At 63.6% G+C, this 19,532-nt stretch carries 19 protein-coding genes; 6 read left to right on the forward strand and 13 right to left on the reverse strand.

The window, feature by feature from the left end:
• Nucleotides 1-38 precede the first annotated feature (38 nt).
• The 3 genes from KA184_11725 to KA184_11735 all read right to left on the reverse strand — a co-directional run bounded on the left by KA184_11725 (nt 39) and on the right by KA184_11735 (nt 6,133).
• Entirely contained in the window at nt 39-3,497 is a 3,459-nt protein-coding gene (locus KA184_11725; GenBank protein ID MBP8130237.1) for a formate dehydrogenase subunit gamma, read from the reverse strand.
• 87 nt (nt 3,498-3,584) lie between these two features.
• On the reverse strand, nt 3,585-5,054 hold the full coding sequence (locus KA184_11730; protein ID MBP8130238.1) for a Gfo/Idh/MocA family oxidoreductase: 1,470 nt from the start codon (nt 5,052-5,054) through the stop codon (nt 3,585-3,587).
• The gene (locus KA184_11735) at nt 5,051-6,133 is read right to left on the reverse strand and encodes an FAD:protein FMN transferase (GenBank protein MBP8130239.1); all 1,083 of its coding nucleotides are present in this window, start codon (nt 6,131-6,133) and stop codon (nt 5,051-5,053) included. Before KA184_11735 ends, KA184_11730 begins: the two co-directional genes overlap by 4 nt.
• Nucleotides 6,134-6,403: 270 nt before the next feature.
• On the opposite strand from KA184_11735, the gene KA184_11740 reads away from it, so the two are divergent.
• From KA184_11740 to KA184_11765, 6 genes are all read left to right on the forward strand, one after another.
• Entirely contained in the window at nt 6,404-7,570 is a 1,167-nt protein-coding gene (locus KA184_11740) for a cytochrome-c peroxidase (protein ID MBP8130240.1), read from the forward strand.
• The gene (locus KA184_11745; GenBank protein ID MBP8130241.1) at nt 7,567-8,643 is read left to right on the forward strand and encodes a metallophosphoesterase; all 1,077 of its coding nucleotides are present in this window, start codon (nt 7,567-7,569) and stop codon (nt 8,641-8,643) included. The genes KA184_11740 and KA184_11745 overlap by 4 nt, the downstream gene beginning before the upstream one ends.
• Before the next feature lie 13 nt (nt 8,644-8,656).
• Nucleotides 8,657-9,076 (forward strand): cytochrome C, encoded by a 420-nt coding sequence (locus KA184_11750; GenBank protein MBP8130242.1) that lies wholly within the window; start codon nt 8,657-8,659, stop codon nt 9,074-9,076.
• Nucleotides 9,077-9,297: 221 nt separating this feature from the next.
• Nucleotides 9,298-10,311, forward strand: a complete 1,014-nt coding sequence (gene aroF, locus KA184_11755; GenBank protein ID MBP8130243.1) for a 3-deoxy-7-phosphoheptulonate synthase — start codon at nt 9,298-9,300, stop codon at nt 10,309-10,311.
• Nucleotides 10,312-10,316: 5 nt separating this feature from the next.
• On the forward strand, nt 10,317-10,898 hold the full coding sequence (scpB, locus tag KA184_11760) for an SMC-Scp complex subunit ScpB (protein ID MBP8130244.1): 582 nt from the start codon (nt 10,317-10,319) through the stop codon (nt 10,896-10,898).
• Between the two features lie 4 nt (nt 10,899-10,902).
• A complete protein-coding gene (locus KA184_11765; protein MBP8130245.1) occupies nt 10,903-11,616 on the forward strand; it encodes an rRNA pseudouridine synthase in 714 nt (237 codons plus the stop codon).
• A 1,566-nt stretch (nt 11,617-13,182) separates the two neighbouring features.
• Here KA184_11765 and KA184_11770 read toward each other — a convergent pair.
• The 10 genes from KA184_11770 to KA184_11815 form a co-directional block, all read right to left on the reverse strand.
• Nucleotides 13,183-13,413, reverse strand: coding sequence for a hypothetical protein (locus KA184_11770; protein ID MBP8130246.1), 231 nt, complete (start codon nt 13,411-13,413; stop codon nt 13,183-13,185).
• A gap of 207 nt (nt 13,414-13,620) precedes the next feature.
• A complete protein-coding gene (locus KA184_11775; protein ID MBP8130247.1) occupies nt 13,621-14,124 on the reverse strand; it encodes a hypothetical protein in 504 nt (167 codons plus the stop codon).
• On the reverse strand, nt 14,121-14,498 hold the full coding sequence (locus KA184_11780; protein MBP8130248.1) for a hypothetical protein: 378 nt from the start codon (nt 14,496-14,498) through the stop codon (nt 14,121-14,123). The genes KA184_11775 and KA184_11780 overlap by 4 nt, the downstream gene beginning before the upstream one ends.
• A 48-nt stretch (nt 14,499-14,546) precedes the next feature.
• Entirely contained in the window at nt 14,547-15,353 is an 807-nt protein-coding gene (locus KA184_11785) for a hypothetical protein (GenBank protein ID MBP8130249.1), read from the reverse strand.
• Nucleotides 15,334-15,735 (reverse strand): hypothetical protein, encoded by a 402-nt coding sequence (locus KA184_11790; GenBank protein MBP8130250.1) that lies wholly within the window; start codon nt 15,733-15,735, stop codon nt 15,334-15,336. Before KA184_11790 ends, KA184_11785 begins: the two co-directional genes overlap by 20 nt.
• Nucleotides 15,732-15,944 (reverse strand): helix-turn-helix domain-containing protein, encoded by a 213-nt coding sequence (locus tag KA184_11795; GenBank protein MBP8130251.1) that lies wholly within the window; start codon nt 15,942-15,944, stop codon nt 15,732-15,734. The genes KA184_11790 and KA184_11795 overlap by 4 nt, the downstream gene beginning before the upstream one ends.
• 153 nt (nt 15,945-16,097) lie before the next feature.
• Nucleotides 16,098-17,165, reverse strand: a complete 1,068-nt coding sequence (locus KA184_11800) for a hypothetical protein (GenBank protein ID MBP8130252.1) — start codon at nt 17,163-17,165, stop codon at nt 16,098-16,100.
• A gap of 107 nt (nt 17,166-17,272) precedes the next feature.
• Nucleotides 17,273-17,908, reverse strand: coding sequence for a hypothetical protein (locus KA184_11805; protein MBP8130253.1), 636 nt, complete (start codon nt 17,906-17,908; stop codon nt 17,273-17,275).
• A 143-nt stretch (nt 17,909-18,051) separates the two neighbouring features.
• Complete coding sequence (locus tag KA184_11810) at nt 18,052-18,480, reverse strand: hypothetical protein (GenBank protein ID MBP8130254.1); 429 nt, start codon at nt 18,478-18,480, stop codon at nt 18,052-18,054.
• On the reverse strand, nt 18,473-18,712 hold the full coding sequence (locus KA184_11815; protein MBP8130255.1) for a hypothetical protein: 240 nt from the start codon (nt 18,710-18,712) through the stop codon (nt 18,473-18,475). Before KA184_11815 ends, KA184_11810 begins: the two co-directional genes overlap by 8 nt.
• Nucleotides 18,713-19,532: the final 820 nt, after the last annotated feature.

The raw sequence follows: 19,532 nt of genomic DNA on the forward strand, positions 1-19,532 counted from the left end.
GTAAGGGATTACATTCTATCGAATTGACGCCTGTGCCGTCAATGTTGCGCGGTCTCCGCGTCCACGGGCTGGGGGTGTTTCCAGTTGGCGTGGTGTTCGTGCGCCCAGACGTGGCTGACTTTGCCGCCGAAAAGGCTGCGCAGGCTGTGCGGCACAACAACGGTCGCCAGGTAGATGTGCGCCATGAGCAGCACGATCATGACGAGGGCGGCCGCGTCGTGGACCGTGTAAAGCAGTTCCTGCCCAACGAAGTGGGCGTTCCGGTTGAGTCCCATGAGCACACCGGTAACGATGAGCGCGCCGAATGAGGCCACAACCATCCAGAAGAGTATCTTCTGGCCCGCGTTGAATTTCCCGGCGGGCAGGTGTCCCTTGACGCCGCCAAGGTAGCCCCCGGCCTTGAGCAGCCATTTGAGGTCGCCGCGGGCGGGCAGCATTGAGACGATCCAGACCAGCGCCATGACCGCGACGCCCGCCGAGGCGACATAGCCGAAGTATGTGTGCCAGGGCCGCGCCCAGTGGGCGAGCGGGTCGTTCTTGCCGAGCAGGAAGCAGAACCCGGTCACGGCGAGGAACACGACGGTGGACATGGACACGAGATGGCTCAGCCGCTCGTGGATGCGGAAACGGACCACGTCGGGCGGCCCCGGAGGCGTGCCGCCCTTGATGCCGAAGATGACGAAGTGGAGGATGATCAAGGCGAGCACTGCCAGCACGACGTAGGGCGAGACCGGCTTCAGCACCGTCTCGCGCCAGGCGCCGATGAGCAGGTCCTGCTCGTTGTAGCCGAGCGCCGCGAACATGGGCTTGGTCGCGGGGGTGCCGTCTGCGGTGTAGGGGTCGGTGGCGATACGCCCGAAGAAAAAGTGCGCGTCTGGCGCGTGGCAATCGGCGCAGCCTTTCGCGCCCAGAGCCAAGGTGGCCGGTTCGACGCCGTGGGAAACGGTCCATGAGAGGCGCTGCGCCAGCTGCGCGATTGCAGGGTGCGCCGCGGCGTCCAATGCTTCGATTTTCACATCGGGCGCGGGCGCCACGCGCATTTCGCGGCGTTCCCAGACGAGTCGGGGCGCGTTCCAGCTGCTTTCGCCGGGCTTTTCCACCTGTTCTTGACGGTCCACGCGCAGGAACGGCGCGCCCTCGGCAACCGAAACCGTTTCGGTCGGGGTCCCGGCGTAGGGGTCCTGCCAGTCGGCGACGGCGACGTGATAGGCGGTTTCGCCCTTGATGTAGAACAGGTCGTGGCCGGCGAGGCGCGGCGAGGTCTGCTTCAGCGCCCACGCGATCGCGGCAATCTCCGCGTCCGTGTTCGCCTCGGGGAACGAGTCGTTGTTGTCGTCAAAGACCTCGAGCAAGCGCCGCTCTTCGGGCTTGAACGCGGTGAGCTTGGCCGTGATGGCCGTCTGCAGCTCTTCCTCGGTCATGGGCACGGGCGGCGCGGCTTGTTCCGCTGCGGCCTCTCCGGGGGTTGCTTCGCTGGATGCGGCGGGCTGTGCCTGGTCGCTGCTGACGGCGACGGGCGCGGTGTTCGCTTCCGCGCCGGCAGGTTCCGTTGCTTCGGGCGCAGCCAGTACGGCGGCGGCTTCCGCGGGCGTGCCGATGCCGGTGTCAATGGCCGGGGAGGGCGCTCCGTCGGCGGTGTGGCCCGGATACAAGTAGTATTTGTATTCGTCGCCATGCAGGAAGTCCCAAGCGGCCTTCATTTCACGGGGGAAGAGCGGTCGTGCGTTTTCGCCGTCCATGACCGCCCAGAACACGCCGAGTTGATACCCCTCGGGGTGAATGACGCCGTCCCCTTTGGCGCGCGCAAACACGAAGGGGGAAGCGGCGATGGTCGCGCCGGGCCGGCGGGGCTGCAGCTTGCCCGCCGTTTCGCGCAGGGCGCCGAACTCCATCCGGTAGGCTTTCCCTCGAAACACGCACACGGCGTTCTCCGCCGGGTCCCTGCCGGAGAGGGCTTCGTCCAGCACGGACAACATCAGCGCCCGCGCGGGCTCCGCTTCCACGCCGCCGAGCCGCGCGACCTCGTCGCGGACCAGGAACGCACCCTCGGACAGGCCGAGGATGTTCTGGCGCAGCGGCGCCTCGGCGGGGACGGTCGTGTCCGCCGCGCTGACGAGCGCCTGCCGCGCGAGCGGAGTCACGCGGCTGCCCTCGACGTCGCTGAGCATGCTGCCCCACATCGCGCCGAACAACCAGGCATCGGCGGCGTTCGGGTCGGTCTCGGCGGGCAGTTGCCGCACGTCGCCCGCGACGGTGTCGACAACGCCGGTTTCGACAAAGGGCCTCGTGGTGATGTGGCACGCTTCGCAACTGATCCGTTCGAGGTGCAGATGCGGCAGCCACTCGTGCTGGTAATTGGGGGCGCCGAGCACTCCCTGCTCGTGACATTCCTTGCACGACAGCATCGTGTCGTCGAGGTCGTCGCGGACCGTCTGGCTTGACGACGAACCCTTCGCGAAGTTGTGCCGCAGGTCGCCCGGATGGCACTTGAGGCAGGTCATGCCCTGCTCGGTGTGCACGTCGTATTCGTAGTGCTGGTGCCAGGTGCTGCCGCGCTTCTGCACGCTCGACATGTCATGACAGAAGAGGCACTGCCGGTCGCCGGGCCGTTGAATGGGCAGGTGCACACGCCCGTCGGCCATGAAGAGACTCTTGTTGTAATAGACGTTTGGTGTCTGGCCGTCGGCAACGGAACCCCAGACGAAGCCCAACCCGGCCGCGGCGGTGGCGGCCCATCGGAAATTGAGTTTCTTGATGTGCTGGGCGCGCACCGAGTATTCGTAGTTCGCGAGATGGCAGATAAAGCAGTCCGCCTCCATCGCGCCGGTGAGTTCCCATGGCGACTCGTGATAGTCGCCGTCGCCCAGGAGCGCCAGCTCGCGGTCCAGTTTGAGGGCCGTGTCATAGCGTTGGCCGGCCCGGTCGTACTCGGCGGGGCCGCCGCCCGGGTGGCAAACGCCGCAACTGACCACCCACTCGAAGGGCGTCATGTCGACCTCGTCCGGGTCGTTGAAGTATTTGGGCGCCAACTCGCGCTGATAAAGGAGCTGCCACTTGCCGAAGAAACCGGGGCTGAGATGCGGAGATGTGCCCGCATCCGCCGGAAGCGGCGCAAACAACTCGTCGCGGCCCATCATGAAATGGTAGCCGCGCGTGATGCGCTCGTAGTCGTGGCACTGGCCGCAGGTCTTGCGCGTGCTGACGGCCCGGGGCGTGCCTTGCACGACCTTCGGGTCGACGGGCTGCCCTGCTTCGTCCTTGGTCGGGTCGATGATTTCTCCGTCTTCGTCGAGCAGGTGGAAGGGCGGGCAGGCGAGCGGCAGGGTGCGGACAAGGCCGGCGTTCAGGGCGCGGTCCTCATAGATGAGCGGCCGCCCGATATACTTGTCGAAGTTTTCGATGGCGGTTTGCGCCGCCTGGCCCGCCGGGCCGTCTGCGGCCGTCGCTTGCAGCGCGAGCAGGGCCAGCGCCGTGCAGATAAACGTTGTCCTTAGCATGACACGTCCGTCTTTCTTTCCGCGGAGGTTTGAGATGCACCGCGGCGCGACCGGTGACCGCGCCGCGGCGGGTATCGATGCGAGACCTTAGCTGACCATGGAGGGGTCAGGCGTCGGGAAATCGAAGGTGTACCAGGCGGGGTCGATCGCGACCTCGCGGCGTTCTTTCATGGCGATGAACCCGGAGAGCCCGAGGATAGTCGAGCGCAGGCCCACCATCACGTTGGCTTTCGGCACGCCGCCGAAACGGATATTGTCCGCGAACGCCTGGAATTGAAGCTGGTCGATTGACTTGGTGTTGTCCACGACGATTGGGTCGCCCTGCTGCTGCGCCTTGTTCGACAGTTGCAGGGTGCCGCCCGAGGTGATCACCGTCGCGTTCTGCTGCGAAGCAGCCTGTGCGCTGGAACTCGAAGCCCACTTCACCTTCGAGGTCGCTTCGCGGAAGAAGTAGCCTCCTTCCTCGGTCAGTTCGAAGGTGCCTTCGTCGCCCTGAATCTGTTCGCTGCAGCCCTTCTTGGCGTTGGCCGTGATGCTCGAGTACACGACTCGCACCGTGTAAGGCTCGTTGATCCGCAGCTTGTCCTGGTATTCGTTGCGGGCATTGATGGCGAAATACCCCCGGCTCTGGGGGGCAACCTCGAATTCGTACATCACATTGACGTTGTCGTCCACTTCGCGCCCGTCGCGCCAGTAATCAAGGCCGCCGTAGCCGTATACGCGCGTCGGCATGGCATCGAGGAACCAGGCGGCGATGTCGAGCTGGTGCGTGGCGAGTTCGGTCATGAGCCCGCGCGAACTCTCGCCATACAGGCGCCAATTCAGGTGCTTTTCGAGGTCGCGAATGAATTTCGCCTCTTGCGGCGAAAGGCGGCGGTCGGGAATCGGGCGGCGCCAGTCGTTGTTCCGGTGCCACTGGCAATCAATGTGATTCACGCGGCCGAGGACCCCCTCGTTCCACGCCAGGTTGACGGCGCGATTGTACAGGGGATTGTACCGGCGCTGATGACCGACCTGCACGAACTTCCCGGTTTCGTGGCTCTTCTTCACGATGTCGCGCGCTTGCTCGATCTCGTAGCACATGGTCTTCTCGCAGAAGACGTTGCAGCCCGCGGAAAGCGCGTCCATGATAATCTGGTAGTGCGTGTGCAGCGGCGTCGCGATCACGACCGCGTCCAGTTTCTCTTTTGCGAGCAGGTCGCGATAGTCGAAATACCGGGTCGGCTGATAGGCGCGATCCAAGCGTTCCTGTTGCGCGGCGGTCAGGCCGGTGTCGCCCGCTTCGAGAAGGATACCGGCGTTGGACAGCCAAGCCAGCTTGAACCCGTTCTCCTGGTGGGGCTTATACACGTCACACACCGCCGCGATATCCATCTCCGGCACGCCCAGGATGCCGTCGCGCACGTGGTATGACCCCTGGCCGCCCGTGCCGATGCAGGCCACGCGCACCTTCTCGTTCTGGGCGTACGAGAACGGCGAATAGCCCGTGGCGATCGCCACGCCCGCGGTGGCGCCCGCGGCCTTCATGAAGTTTCTGCGACTCACACTCTCGCTCATGATTCCTGCTCCTCTTGGCTCGGGAAGTTGATTTGCACCACCCGGGGTGTGCCGTTTTCCGATAACACCAAAATGGCCCGGTATTCGGGATGGGCCGCGCAATAGGCGCGCACTTTCTCTTCCCCCATCACGAAGAAGGCCGTGCTTAACGCATCCGTCTCCATACCGCCCGGTCCGATGACCGTGGCGCTCAACAGGCCCGAGACGGGCCAGCCCGTCTTCGGGTCCAAGATATGACCATATCTCTTTCCGTCCAGTTCCAGAAAATTCTCCGTGCTGGACGAAGTGCTCAAAGATTCATTGCTTATTCGGACTTCAGCGATATGTTCACCTTCATTATTATACGCGTTCCGAATGCGAATGGTCCACCCGGCCATGCCCGGCGGCGCGCCAATGGCCTCGACCGTGCTCGTGCCGGAATTGAGCAGGGCGGATGTCACGCCCAGCGAGCGCAACACGTTCGCCGCCCGTTCCAGCGCCAGTCCCTTGCCGATGCCACCGAAGTCCAGCCGCATGCCCGGCACGGCGAAGCGGACCGTTTGCGCATGCTCGTCCACGGCGACTTTTTCCAGGCCGACCTTGGCCAAGGCGGCCTTGATCTCGTCGTCCGTGGGCAGATGCCCCTCGCGCGTGTAGAAGCCCCACAGGTCCAGCAGCGGCCCCACCGTCACGTCGAACGCGGCACCCGTATCCCCGTGAATCCGCTTCGCCTCGAGGAGCAGGTCAATCAACGGCGACGAGACGGCCACCGCTTCCTCCGCGGCGCGCCGGTTGACCAGCGCCGTCTCGCTGTCCGCCCGCCAATTGCTGATGCGCCTTTCGATAGTGTCGATGACCGAAAAGGCTTCGTCCGCCAGGTGGCTGAGTTCTTCCACCTGCATGCCCGGCTGCGGCGGGGCAAGGGTGCACTCGAAACGGGTGCCCATGGCCATGTGCTCGAAGGTAGCGAGGGGCACGCCGTCAGGGGCGCCGGCGCCCTCGGCGAGGGCCACAGCGGCGCATAAGACGAGCGCAGCCACTTGGGCCGACAGGGCGGTGTCCCTACCTGGCGAATTTCCGGAAAACCGATAAAGTCTCATGTTTTCTGCGGTACACGCGGTATGTTGGGCTTCAGCCACGGCATGCAGTTCCACGACGGGGACGTAGTCTATCATGCGGCGGAACCGGCTGCAAACTGGGCGTTCAAGAACTGGGCACACAAGAACCGCCCCTGGATTGGACTCCACAGGTGCGTCATGCACACCTGAACAATAACTATTCCTATATAGTTTTCCCCCTTGACATGCGGCGCGGCCCGTGTTATTTTGATTCTCGCTCTTCGTAACAGGAGCGCAAACGGAGGGAACACCATGAAGACTGCCCTGTTGTGCCCGCTTCTTGTCTTCGCGGCGGGTTGCTGCCTGACCGCGAACACCTGCCAGGCACAGGCGGCCCCCGCGCCGCTGGGACTGCCCGCGCTTGCCTTTCCAGATGAGAACCCCCAATCGCCGGCGAAGATTGCCCTTGGCGACAAGCTTTTCCACGACACTCGTTTCAGCTCCACGGGTGAGGTGAGCTGCGCCACTTGCCACGTCGCGGAGAAGGCGTTCACCGACAGTCCGCTGCGTGTCTCGGAAGGGATCAACAAGCTTACGGGAACGCGAAACGCGCCCACCGTAATCAATGCGGCATACCTGGAGACCCAGTTCTGGGACGGCCGGTCGCCGACGCTCGAGGACCAGGCTTTGCACCCCTTCGTGAATCCGGTCGAAATGGGACTCAACGACCATCAGCCTATATTGGATATCGTCCGCGGGGACAAGGCGTACGCGAAGGCGTTCAAAGCCGTGTTCGGGAAGGAAGGCGAAGCAATCACAATGCTCGAGGTGACGCAGGCCATTGCGGCATTCGAGCGGACCCAGGTCGCCGGCAATTCGCCGTTCGACCGCTGGTACTACGGCGGCGACGAGACCGCGCTCACGGAACAGCAGCAACGCGGGTTTGACCTGTTCGTCAACCAGGGCCGCTGCGTCTCGTGCCACGTGATCGAGCAGACCCAAGCCCTGTTCACCGACAACCGCTTCCACAATATCGGGGTCGGCATCAACGACATCCAGGATGAGGCGCCCGTGCTAGTGACGGCCTTCCTCGAAGCCGAAGTTACTGCATCGGAAGTGGACGTGCAGGTGCTCACCGACAAGCGCACGTCCGAACTGGGCCGTTTAGCGATTTCGAGGTCCCTGGAAGACATCGGCTCGTTCAGAACACCCACCTTGCGCAACGTGGCCTTGACCGCGCCCTACATGCACGACGGCAGCCTGGCAACCCTCCGGGACGTGGTCGTGCATTACAACAACGGCGGCGTCACGCAGGCCGGCAACCCCGTAAACGACTTTCTCAGCGGCGGCATCCGCCCGCTGAACCTGAGCGATGCGCAGATTGACGACCTCGTGGCGTTCATGGAGGCGCTCACGAGCCCCGAATTCGCCGCGCTCGCCCAGGCGGCCGGCGATACCCAGAAGGAGAAACAGCCATGAGCCAGACCACGTTGCCCCGTCGCTCTTTTCTCAAGAAAGCGGGAGCGCTCGCCACGGCGAGCCTGCTGCCGTTGACCAGCGTTGAAATGGCATTCGCCGACCCGCGGCAGAACTTTACGTTCGCGTATATCTCGGACGCGCACATCCAGCAGATTGCGGGCTCCAAGTTTGTGCACAATTGGGACCGCGGCTTGATCCGCGCGGTCGCCGAGGCCAACCTCCTCACGCCCAAGCCGGATTTTGTGGTGTTCGGCGGCGACCTCGCCCAGCTCGCCAAGAAGGAGGAACTGGACCACGGCGCGGAGATGCTCGCCAAGCTCGACTACAAAGTGCACTGCGTCATGGGCGAGCATGATTACTACCTCGACCTCGGCGAGTACTGGTCGGAACTCTTCGGGCCGCAGTATTACAGCTGGGACCACAAGGGTGTCCACTTTGTCGTGCTCAACAGCATCCTGACCTACGACGACTGGACGCACCACCGTTGGCCCACGCCCGAGCAGCGCATGCTCGAAATGGCCGGCCTTGACAATCCGAACGGGTCCCCCTTCATGGTGGGCGAGAAACAGCGAAAATGGCTCGCGAAAGACCTCAAGAAGGTGCAGCCCGACACGCCCGTCGTCCTGTTCTCGCACTCACCCATTCAGAAGATCTACAAAGGATGGAACTTCTGGACCGAGGACGCCGAGGATATCCAGGCCCTGCTGAGCCCGTTCCAGACCGTCACCGTGGTCTACGGCCACGTGCATCAGATCCAGTACAACCAGGTCGGGAACATCGCGTTTCACGCCGTCATGGCTACGGCGTGGCCATGGCCGTACCCCCAGAGCTACGCTCAGGCCGAAAGTCATCTGCCCAAACTGACCGTGCCGATGAACCGCGCTGACCCCTTCTTCGAACGCGACGCCACCGGCTGGCAGTTCATCGGCGTGGACACGGGCCGGGTGGCGATGCATTACCGGCTGCCCAACAATACGGACCGGACGGTCGCGTTCCATCGGGAGACGGGCCAGCCGGAAGACACCGTGTATCAGGTCCCGGAACACCAGATTCCCCCGCAAATTCACTTCTAAGAAGGAACAAAACATGAGCAAACGAGTTGTCGCCACGACGCTGGTCGCGGTATCGCTGGTCGTAGCCATCGGAAGCTACGTATCCGTTACGCGCGCGGATAAATTCACGCAGGAAGACCTGGACCGCTGGCAGGGCGAATTCATGTCCGTCGTGAATACGGGCCGCGAACTCTGGACCAGCGGGACACTGGGCGCCAATGGCGTCGCCTGCGCCCAGTGCCACCCGAATGCGGCGAACACACACCCGGAGACCTACCCCAAGTTCCAGCAGCAGCTGGGCAAGGTCGCCGGCATTCGCGACATGATCAACTGGTGCCTGCAACACCCGCTGGAAGGGAAAGCGCTGGATGTGAATGATGCGAAGATGATTGCGCTGGAAGCGTACGTTACTTACGAGCGCCGGGGCGTGCCTTTGGACCCCGGCAAGCACTGAGCCGGCGAATAACCGGAGGTCCGGCGGCGCCCCGGCGAACGCGTTGCGCCCGGGGCGCCGGACCGTTTCGTCGTGACGCCCCCCTTCCCCAAGGCCTTCCCGTTCCGTGGAATGGGACCCGGGGCGTATGGCTTCGTTTTCCTTGCTTTGCGCCGGGTTCAGGCAGTATTATCAACGCTCTTGTCCCTTGTCGCACGCAATTCACGGAGGCTGTTCATTCCATGATCATCGTGATGGCGTCCCGCAACAAAGAGGACGTCGACCATGTAGTCAGCAAGGTCGAGGAACTCGGCTACAGGGCTCATATTATCGTGGGCGTCGAGCGCACGGTGATTGCCGCGGTCGGCGACGAGCGGGGCAAGCACCGGCTCCAGACGCTGGAAGCGTTGCCGCACGTCGAGCGCGTGGTGCCGATCCTCAAGCCGTTCAAACTCGCGGGCCGCGAGGTCCGGCATGAGGACTCAATCATTCACATCGGTCCGGTGAAGATCGGCGGCGGTCATTTCTGCGTGTTTGCGGGTCCCTGCGCGGTCGAGTCGCGGGAACAGATCCTGGAGACGGCGAAAGCGGTCAAGGAAGCGGGCGCGCATGTATTGCGCGGCGGCGCGTACAAGCCGCGCACATCGCCCTACAGCTTCCAGGGACTCGAGGAAAAAGGCCTGGTGTTGCTGGAAGAAGCGGGCAGGATGAACGGGATGCCGGTGGTCACGGAGGTAATGACAATCGAGCAGTTGGCGGCCGTGGAAGAACGCGCGGACGCGATCCAAATCGGCGCGCGCAACATGCAGAACTACGGGCTCCTGAAGGCGGTGGGCAAGTCGAAGAAGCCCGTGTTCCTGAAGCGCGGCATCGCGGCGACGATCAACGAACTGCTCATGTCCGCGGAATACATCGTGTCGGAAGGGAACCCGAACGTGGTCCTGTGTGAACGTGGTATTCGCACGTTCGAGACGGAAACACGGAACACGCTGGACATCCAGGCGGTGCCCGTATTGAAGCGGTACACGCACCTGCCGGTGGTCATCGACCCGAGCCATGCGGCGGGACACTGGGACCTCGTGCCGCCCATGGCGAAGGCGGCGGTGGCCGCAGGCGCGGACGGCCTCATGATTGAAGTGCACCCGAGGCCGGAAGACGCCGTGTCGGACGGGGAACAGTCGCTGAAGCCGGACCGTTTCGCGGAACTGATGCGCGAACTCAAGGCATTAATCGAGCTCGTCGGGAAGACGATCTAAACATCATGCCGGAAGATATTCAGGATACAGCAGAAGAACTTGAACCGGTCGAATCGCTCGGGCGCGAAGAGTCCCGCCAGACGGTCTACGCCATGCTCTTCTCGAGCGACCGGCCGCTCAGCGTGGGCCGTCTCGCCGAGGCGCTCGGCGACACGGACCCGGATATCGTCGCCAATCTCCTCGAAGAACTGCGCGAGGAAATCAACAGCCGTGAGGACTTGCCCTACACGCTGAATGAGATCGCGGGCGGCTACCAGCTCATCAGCAAGCCGCCTTACGGCCCGTATATCCGCCGCTTGTTCCAAATTCGCAAGAGCAAGCGCCTGTCGCGTGTGCTCCTCGAAACGCTGGCCGTCATCGTCTACAAGCAGCCGGTGACCCGCGCCGAGGTGGAGGCTATCCGCGGCGTGAGCGTGGCGCACGCATTCGATCAACTGCTCGAACGCCGGCTCATCAAGGTCGCCGGTATCGCCGAATTGCCCGGCCGGCCCAAGCTGTACCGCACGACAGACGAGTTCCTCGTCCATTTCGGCTTGAAGAACCTCCGGGAACTCCCGTCGCTCGAAGAACTGCAGGAAATGGCCTGACTGTATGCCGCGTCTGCAGAAATACCTCGCCGAATGCGGCATCGCGTCGCGCCGCGCCGCGGAGAAACTCATTGCAGCCGGACGCGTGACCGTCAACGGCGCCGCCGCGGTCATCGCGCAGGACGTGGACCCCGCACAGGATGCCGTGAGCGTCGATGGCCGGCCCGTGCGCCCGAACGACAAGATCTACATCGTGCTGAACAAGCCCGAAGGCACGGTGACGACCGCGAAAGACACGCACGACCGGCCAACGGTGCTCGATTGCGTTACGGGTGTGCGCGCGCGGGTATTTCCCGTGGGCCGCCTCGACATGGACGTCGAGGGCGTGCTCCTGCTGACCAACGACGGCGAACTCGCGTTCCGGCTGACCCACCCCCGCTTCGAAGTCGAGAAGGTGTATCTGGCGTGGGTGTACGGGTGCGTGACGCCGCAGACCGCCTTGTCGCTCGAGAAAGGCGTGCGCCTCGACGACGGTATCTCCGCACCTGCGCGGGCCGTCATCCTCAGTTCCGGCCAGGAGACCACGCTGCTGCGCCTGCATCTGCACGAAGGGCGCAAACGCGAAGTCAAGCGCATGTGCGCCGCCGCGGGCCACCCGGTGAAGACGCTGCATCGGGTCGCCTTCGGCAATATCCAGGACAAGGGGTTGCGCCCCGGCGAGTGGCGCTATCTGAACGAACACGAGATCGAGGGGCTGCGCCAGCTCGTAAAGCTGTAGTCTTGGGGCTAACTGATATAGACACCCGCGAAGCTTTTTCCCCCGCAGATCCATCAGAAAGTCCTTTATTTTCCCGTAAATGCGGCGCTTTCTGATCACAGGAAGGTAAACAGCCGCTATTCTCGTTATGCGGCCGCGATTGTGTCAAACCGTGCCCTGAAAGGCATGTTTTGCCGTCCATGAGGGGGACTTTGAGGGGGACTTTATCCCCCCCACTTTGGGCCGCAACCTGGTTCACTCGTTCACCAACGGACGGCAGCGCCGCCACGCCCGCGGCCAGGTCCCCCAGGTCTAGATGGGTGTAGAATTGCGTGGTCAGCTTCGGGTCACTGTGCCGCATGAGCCGCTGCGCAATCTGGATGGACACGCCCGACTTTGCAAGCCAAGTGCAAAACGTATGCCGTAATGAGTGAACGTCCACGGTGCGCCCCTGCGCATCGCGCTTCGGTATTCCGGCCGCCTTCACATCGAGAGTAAACACGTGCGTTAGGGTAGTCGGCAGGTCAAATAGCGGCGGGTCCTCGCCGGGCGTTTCGAAGGACACCACATTAAACGCGCCAGGACGCCCCACAACGTGCGACGTGCGCCGGGCGATGTGCAATGCCAGTTCATCCACCAGAGCCGCAGGCAGGGGCAGCCGTGCGCCCCTGCGGGCCTTCTCGTGCTGCGCCTTCAACACGATGTGCGGCGGGTCCACATCAAGAACAATCTGAGAACAGCGCAGCGAACGCGCTTCGCCATAGCGCAGCCCGGTGGAAACCAGCAACCGATAAAGCAGCGCCCGCTGTTCACCCATGTTTGTAAGATGTTGCCGTCTGGCGGGAATCAACCCCCCCGCGGCCCGCAAGGGCCGCGTCCGCGCCGCCTCGCACAGCCGGTCCACCTCCGCCACAGTCAGCACGCGCCGGGTCCGCCGCCGGTCCACGCGCTCGTTTGCCGCCTCGACACGCTCAAAGGGGTTCGCAACGATGCGCCGCTCCGCCGCAAGCCAGTTCCCGAAGGCATTGACTGCCGCCCGGTGCGTGTTCCTTGTCCGCGCACCCATACCATCCGCAGCACGAGCCGCAAGCCACCGGGCGAACACGACACCATCCAGGTCACGAAGCCGGTTGAAGCGACACTCCCGCACGACACGCGCCAGCGTGCGGCCGCGTTCCTTAACGTGCTTTAGGCAGCAGCCGCGGTTCCGCAAGTTTTCGAGGTAGTCCGCCATATGCTGTTCAATGCCCGCCCCCGCGTGTTCCGCGATATGCGCATCATCGGCCGACAAGACCCCCGCACGCACCCTCTCGCCCCTCGCCTCGACATCCGCGAGAACGCGCAGCGCGCCTTCCCTGGTCCGGCATCCCGTAGACCGTTCCCGCACGATGCCGGCCGCGTCCCGGTAACGCATCGACCAAACCCCCAATTCCACCATCTCGCAGTCCTTGCCGTCGCGCCTGACAACGACAACTTCCGCTTCGTGCTTTCGCCCGCGAGCATCCGTCCACTGCGCGACACGCTGCCGATGCTTCGAGATGATGACAGCCCCAACGGGAACAGGCCGCCGCTTTCTGAAAATTCTGCTCATGACCGGCCCTTCTTACGCCGCACAATCCGGCACTCGATGCCGAAATACGCCGCGAGAACATCCGCTTTGTCAAGCCGCATCGATGCCTTACCCCTGGCGAAATCCATAAGCGTTTGACGAATCACTCCCGTCTCGCGCTCCACACCCAGGAATGACGGTGAATCAAGTATTTCTTGCCGCAGCAAATCCGTCATGCTGCCCTTCGTGATCCGTTTTTGCTTTGTCATGTTCCTTTTCCTACACTTTTTCATCGCCGTTGTCAAGTCCCGATTTCCGGTCATATCCAACATCGACCCGGCCGCCGGTCCGCGCTTGTAGGGCATTCCAGGCCGTGTGAATTCTACGAGCCGCCCCGTTTGGCGCGCTTTGCGGGTTCGGACCGCAAGCACGCCAGCACGCGAAGGCGGACGCAGTGGACGCCCGCCGGAGGCCCGTCATTCGGGAATGTCAACCGCCGCGAGCAGCTCCGGGTGTTCCCGCTTCAACACCTTCAACCGCTCTCGGGCGTAGAAGGCCTGCTCATCAGCGGCGACAACTGCATCAACTTCACGCCGCGTGGTTCTGCACAGTTCCTCGTTCTCCTTCAAGAACCGCTTCCACCTCGTCCGCGCCGCGGCCGCTGCTTCGCGCTTCACCTTGGGGTCCGCCGCCGCCACGAGGTGTTCCCGCACGACGGTCAGCGTTGCCAGGTCTTTTTCAACTTGCCGCCGGTCGATGCCGAGGTCCTTCATAATTTCAACAAGCGTCGGGCCGTCTTCCGGCCGGTACTCGCGGTCTATTTCGCGCTCGAGAATTTCGCGATACATCGCCCATGCTGCGGCCATGCCTTCGGCATCCGCGGCGCTCTCGCATGCCGCGTGTTCATCGACCACCGCCAGCGCACTCTTCGCCGCAGGTTCCGCAGGCACCGGCGCCGCCGCCTCGTTTTTCCTCCTCATGACTTGCCCTCCCTGTGCAGCACATTGAACGCCGCAACGAAATCAGCCCGAAGCCCCGGAAACTCATGGCAACACCGCCGGAACGCCGCGTCTTCGCTAAGCTGGTGTTCACGCCGCACAAGCGCCACGGTGGAATTCCACTCTTTGACGACCTTCGCAGCCGTCGATGTGTCCATCTCCGGCGCTTGAACGTAGCCCGCCAAAACCGCCCGCGCCTCCACGTATCGCTCTCGAAGCTCGGGGTTTTCCCGGCAGACCTTCCGCCAAGCCGCCGTTCCGTCGAGTCCGTAGTCCATCGCCGCTTCCCTCACCAGGCGGTCAAACTTCTCAATCGTCGCCCGCGCCAAGTTCGGCCCCATTACTTCAGTCTTCATGTGATGTCCTTTCGTCCTTTCGTTTCGCAACTCGCCGATCGAGCCGCATCAATCACCACGCCCGGCCGCCGCCGCTTTCGGCAGCGCCGGAAGTCGAACGCCGTTTTTTCTTGCCCACTCAAGGATCTTCTTGCACAGAAACCGCCCTGGCGCTTCAAGCGCCCCGAGATCTTTAGCCCGCCGCGTCACAGGGTTAGCGCAGTCTTCGGCATAGCGCAGCCAACGCTCAAACTCATCGCGTCCCGCTGCGCCCAAGGCATCGAAGGCGATAGCCCACCAGTGCTGATATTCCGCATCGTCCCCCGTCACCGCCTGGAGCCGCTTCAAGGTCTGCTCGCGGTAGTCTCCAGAATCACCCAAGCCGACATTTTGAAGAACCGCCGAAACGCAGTCCGGGCGGCCGCCGCGGCCGTTCACCGGTTTCTTCGGTCTTCGGCCGAGATCTTCTTCGGGTGCGGGTGCGGGAGCGGGAGCGGGTGCGGGAGTGTGTGACATCGGCGTGACAGTCACGTGACTGTCACGTGACATCGTAGCCTTTCGCTTCCGTTCCTGTTGCTTGCGCCACCTCGCCCGCACGTACTCCGGCGCGTTCTCGGCGAAGTCATGAATGATGAACCGCTCACCATCGCGGTCAAGGAAACCGCACGTGACCAGGGCGTCCGCCCAGGCGCCCTTGCCGCCGCCCCACTCCGCAGCAGCTTCCACGAAGTCGGCATTCTCGAAGACCGGGTTTCCATCCTGGTTACACGAGTCCCACATCATTTCGAGGTGCCCGCGCACGTGCGGCCGTGGCATCTTCAGCATTCCCACGAGCAGGCGAAACTTGCGGTTTTCATCAAGCCCCGGCCGTGCCATGAGGCCCCCTTTCCAAGCCCTCGAAAAGCTCCCCTTGCTTTGGCCGCGGGTCCGGATTCTCGCGTAACCACCCCCGCGCCGCCTCTGCGTCTTCGAGCCGCCACAGCGCCACCCAGGCCCCGCGCCGCGACGGCGTCAGCGCCCTGCTGAAACCGCTTAGGCTGATGATGCCGGCCTTCGCAAGCGGGCCAGGCACGCCGCCAAGCGTGCCTGGTCGAACCGGCGTGCCTTGGTCTCTGACAACTTCAACCGGCAGCGGCCGCCCTTCTTCGAGAAGTCTCTGCAAGAAGACCCGCCTTGCCGCGAGCAGTTCCTCCGCCCGCGCAACCTCGATTTCTGCGAGGGCCGCATTACGCATCGCCACGCCGCCTTGGTCGTTCATCGCCGAGCCTCAACCGCCCGCTGCTTGCCTTCGGCCGCGTCCAGAAACTCGATAATGGATTTTCGCCGCCAGCGCACCGCGCCGCCGATTTTCAGCGGCCTGGGCAAGGTTCCTGCGTCCGCGAGCCTGTAAATTGACCGCGGCGATAGGGCCAACATGACCGCAACACCCTGAACATTCAACAACTCACTGGGAAGGTCCGCATGCATTTTAGGTCTCCTTTCGGTTTCACTTGAAGCCCTTCACCCTTCCCCGCAATGAAACCGAAATGAAACCGCCAACAGACAGGCATACTGAAAACACGGCAAGAAACACATGGCAGGGATTGACAAGAACGACAGTTTCAGTGAAACCCGTGAAACTTATTTTCCCCGTGGCCGCGGGCGAAGAAATTGCGCGTCTGTCGTGACCGTCGGCCCTCTGAACTTCAACAGCAAGTCTACAACGCCCGTTGCTTCTTGAAACCGCGCATTGAACCGCGACACAGTCGCCTTCGAGATTCCCTCGGCAAGGACGGTCTTTGGTTGCACAAGCTCAGCCATGAGCCGCAGCAACGCATGCCCCGCGTTCAGGTTGAGTTTTGCCCATGCGATACGCACGTCCTTGCCGCCGTCGCCCTGCCGCCGAATCGAAAACCCGTCACCCCTGATAGTGATTTCCAGTTCCCCGGACTTCGCCCCCGCAAACGCTTGCGGCTGCCTCTTCGGTTGCGCCGTGGCCCGGACCTTGTCCTCACCGCTTGCGTTGCCCTTCGTTTCCTCTTCCCCCTCGAAAACCCCGGGATACCGCCGCTCGAAATCCGCCGCGAACCGATCCCACGGGAAGCCCTCCGTCTTTGCTCGCTTACCCCATTCTTGCGCCGCCATCGCAAACGCCCGCGGATTCGCCCCTGCGCATAACCGCCGCCCCGTGATGCCCTCGTATTGCGAAACCGCTTCCGCAACGGCGCCATCCGGCAACCCTGACATTAGGTCGAGTCGTTCTGACGCCGGAATCCACAGCCGCCGCCCGTCCGTCATCTCAATCACCTGCGGCCGCTTCGCCAGGCCCTCGACCCACCCCCGCATCGCTTGTGCAATTCGCCCGGCCGGGTCTTCGAGCCGCCCCAGGTCCTGGGCATCTCCGCCCCAGCGCCGCAGCGTGCCCCCGCGCACGCGCCCGCCGCTGATTTCAAGCTCGATGGGTGGCCCGATGTCCAGCGCCGCCGCCAGGCGCCGCGCCGCGTTGATGTCCTGCCGCGCCCCTTCCAGCGCCGCGAAAAGTTCCCCCGCCGTCAAGTAGCACGTGCGCCTTGTTCGGTTCGCCGCGTCCTTCGCCGCCTGGGCCGTCCATACCGCCGCGCCGATCCGCTCGCACCGTTCAGCCAGCTCCCCCGCCGCCTGTAACAACCGCGTCTGCTCTTCAAGTGGAATGACTGAAGGTTTGTTCATGCTGCCTTCCTTTGTTCGGGCCGGTCCGGGCCGGGGGTTGCAGGGAAGGCGCAGCACCGCCCGGCCGGACCATTCGCCCCGCCGTCGCGGGACTACCCGTATGTGAGCTATTTTACAGCCTTGTCTTTTCTCGCGGCCATGCGGTCGCACTGCGGGCACAGCGTCAGCATGTCAGTCCAAAGCGCGGGTGTCTTCGCCTCTTTGACCCACCGCCGCCCCCGCCGGACCGCGCCGCACTCCTGACACCGTGTCATGACGCGCAAGACATCATGAGCCTTTTCAGCCTGTCGCCGCCGAAGCACTTCACGCCCCATCTCGATTATGTCTTCGATGCTTTCCGGCACGTCCCGCATTGCCTCCAGTTCGGGGCCTGGTATCTCCCCCCAAGCGTCACGCATGAGCGACAACGCGGACAGCACGCCGTCCGGCCCGTGATCGTCTTCCACGTTGTCGAGTAACGCGACCAATTGCCACAGGTGCGGCCCGAGATCGCGCAGCATCGCCTCGGCCAAAGTGACGATGCGTTCATACAGCTCATCATCGAAGGCGACCGCATCCCGCGGCCCATGTTGCACAGCCCACTTCGCGAGATCACGGATATCATACCCCCCCTCCGCGGTCCGCGGGATTTCCGGGTGATCCCGAAGTGTACGTGCCGTCACCCCCAAAGACCAAGCCGCGGCCTGTTGACTCAAGTTCTTCAACATCTCAACTTCCCGAAAACTCTCGTTCGGCTTACCCATAACTTGCCTCCTTTTGAGGAACGGGGAACGGCCCTTCCGTTCTCCGAGTTTCGCGCACTATTTGGAGAAAAACTTCACCCTACAAGGGTTCCCGATGGCCCACCCCCCTGCGGGGAAGGACCCGTGCCTTTCGCGCCCGGCGCTCATCCTGCCGCCTCGCGGATAGACTGTGCGCACCGCCGAAGGAACACATCACGCCCCGCGCCCGCGGTCCGCGCCAGGGCATCCAGCCGGTCCGCGTGCCCGAGCAATTGTGCTCGCGTTCCTTCGTATGTGACCACGTCCCATGAGCCGCTCTCGATGCGGTCCACGTCGTGACAGACCAAGCCCGCGGCCGGGCAATGTTCAGCGAACACGGCAACCGTTAAACGTTGCCCTCTTGCCATTTCCCGCGCCCACCGTTGCGGCACGCTCATCACGGCGCCGCCGACTAGCAAGCAATAGATGCCGGTCGCCTCACATTGGACAAGCGAACCGCCGCGGCCCACCGGATTGATCGGGTGATTCAGCGGCGCATCGTGCGCCAGGGCGAACCCCTGCGGTATCAGCCCGTTGATTGTGTGTTTATTCATGGCACACCCCTTCCGGCAGTCTGGACGGCGCACAGTTCATCAGCCGCAACACCTCGACCGCGGGCACGCCCTGCGGATGCCGTTTCAGAAAATACCGCGTCGCGTTCTCGCGGTCCGCGCCGGGATGCGCCGCGCACAGCGCCCGCGCCGCCAGGCTTGCGCCTACGGTCGGGTCGCCGCGTGAAAACATCCGCCGATAGTGTTCCGCGTCTCTCACCTTCTCGAATTTCATGATGTTCCCTTTCCTGTTTACACCCGGCCCAGCGCCGGGCGTTGTTCGCTTTGATGTCGCCCGCCCCGCCGCCATGTCTTCCTACGTCCGCGTCGCCCTGGTCGGCGCTTTTCCGCCGGGGCCGCGCCAGCGCCGGGCCGGTCCGCCCCGTCCAGCGCCGCCTGTTTCCGACCGCCGCGTAGTTTCCGGTTCTCTTCGAAGGGTGCGCCGTCCTTGCGCACGAGCAGGGCCGGGCCGGTCGCCTGGTCGTTGAAGGGGTTCACTGGCCACCCCCTTTATTCGTGAGCAGGTCTGCAAGCCGCGCCCGCGCCTCGGGGGCCAGACCGGCGATCGCCGCCGCCAGGACCGCGAGGGTATCCGGCTTCGAGGGGGATTCAATGGGCGCGACTTTTTCCGTATCGGGGGAACAAAGGGGGGACTCTGAGGGGGACTCTGAGGGGGACTTTGAGGGGGACTTTGAGGGGGACTGTTCGGCAGGATTTATGTAAGTGCTTGTGCTATAAGGCTTTTGTTGTGGCCCAGCGCCAGCTCGTAAAGCTGTGATGAGGGGCGCGGAAACGCGCCAGGGGCGAGACAACGCTCTTTCAAGGGCCGCGGGGACATCGTTCGTTTTTCTCGCCGCACGGCGGCCCGGCCGGTTTCCATACCTCCCGGTTTCCAATGCACCGCGCTTGTCCCGTATGATCCCGGCGGAGGAGGTCTCGTCTCATGTGTCACCGCCGCATTCTTCTTGCTGCCTTGCTCTCCGCTTGCGTTTCCGTCTGCGCCGCCGAACCCGGGCCGATGCCCTGGGACTTCCAGGCGTTGTGCAAGCCTCCGG

The organism is Candidatus Hydrogenedentota bacterium, from assembly GCA_018005585.1.
GTDB lineage: Bacteria > Hydrogenedentota > Hydrogenedentia > Hydrogenedentales > JAGMZX01 > JAGMZX01.

What these genes read in the sequence shown, in the direction of transcription:
- KA184_11725 (MBP8130237.1), bottom strand. Translation starts at nt 3,497, where the DNA reads ATGCTAAGGACAACGTTTATCTGCACGGCGCTGGCCCTGCTCGCGCTG.
- KA184_11730 (MBP8130238.1), bottom strand. Translation starts at nt 5,054, where the DNA reads ATGAGCGAGAGTGTGAGTCGCAGAAACTTCATGAAGGCCGCGGGCGCC.
- KA184_11735 (MBP8130239.1), bottom strand. Translation starts at nt 6,133, where the DNA reads ATGAGACTTTATCGGTTTTCCGGAAATTCGCCAGGTAGGGACACCGCC.
- KA184_11740 (MBP8130240.1), top strand. Translation starts at nt 6,404, where the DNA reads ATGAAGACTGCCCTGTTGTGCCCGCTTCTTGTCTTCGCGGCGGGTTGC.
- KA184_11745 (MBP8130241.1), top strand. Translation starts at nt 7,567, where the DNA reads ATGAGCCAGACCACGTTGCCCCGTCGCTCTTTTCTCAAGAAAGCGGGA.
- KA184_11750 (MBP8130242.1), top strand. Translation starts at nt 8,657, where the DNA reads ATGAGCAAACGAGTTGTCGCCACGACGCTGGTCGCGGTATCGCTGGTC.
- aroF (MBP8130243.1), top strand. Translation starts at nt 9,298, where the DNA reads ATGATCATCGTGATGGCGTCCCGCAACAAAGAGGACGTCGACCATGTA.
- scpB (MBP8130244.1), top strand. Translation starts at nt 10,317, where the DNA reads ATGCCGGAAGATATTCAGGATACAGCAGAAGAACTTGAACCGGTCGAA.
- KA184_11765 (MBP8130245.1), top strand. Translation starts at nt 10,903, where the DNA reads ATGCCGCGTCTGCAGAAATACCTCGCCGAATGCGGCATCGCGTCGCGC.
- KA184_11770 (MBP8130246.1), bottom strand. Translation starts at nt 13,413, where the DNA reads ATGACAAAGCAAAAACGGATCACGAAGGGCAGCATGACGGATTTGCTG.
- KA184_11775 (MBP8130247.1), bottom strand. Translation starts at nt 14,124, where the DNA reads ATGAGGAGGAAAAACGAGGCGGCGGCGCCGGTGCCTGCGGAACCTGCG.
- KA184_11780 (MBP8130248.1), bottom strand. Translation starts at nt 14,498, where the DNA reads ATGAAGACTGAAGTAATGGGGCCGAACTTGGCGCGGGCGACGATTGAG.
- KA184_11785 (MBP8130249.1), bottom strand. Translation starts at nt 15,353, where the DNA reads ATGGCACGGCCGGGGCTTGATGAAAACCGCAAGTTTCGCCTGCTCGTG.
- KA184_11790 (MBP8130250.1), bottom strand. Translation starts at nt 15,735, where the DNA reads ATGAACGACCAAGGCGGCGTGGCGATGCGTAATGCGGCCCTCGCAGAA.
- KA184_11795 (MBP8130251.1), bottom strand. Translation starts at nt 15,944, where the DNA reads ATGCATGCGGACCTTCCCAGTGAGTTGTTGAATGTTCAGGGTGTTGCG.
- KA184_11800 (MBP8130252.1), bottom strand. Translation starts at nt 17,165, where the DNA reads ATGAACAAACCTTCAGTCATTCCACTTGAAGAGCAGACGCGGTTGTTA.
- KA184_11805 (MBP8130253.1), bottom strand. Translation starts at nt 17,908, where the DNA reads ATGGGTAAGCCGAACGAGAGTTTTCGGGAAGTTGAGATGTTGAAGAAC.
- KA184_11810 (MBP8130254.1), bottom strand. Translation starts at nt 18,480, where the DNA reads ATGAATAAACACACAATCAACGGGCTGATACCGCAGGGGTTCGCCCTG.
- KA184_11815 (MBP8130255.1), bottom strand. Translation starts at nt 18,712, where the DNA reads ATGAAATTCGAGAAGGTGAGAGACGCGGAACACTATCGGCGGATGTTT.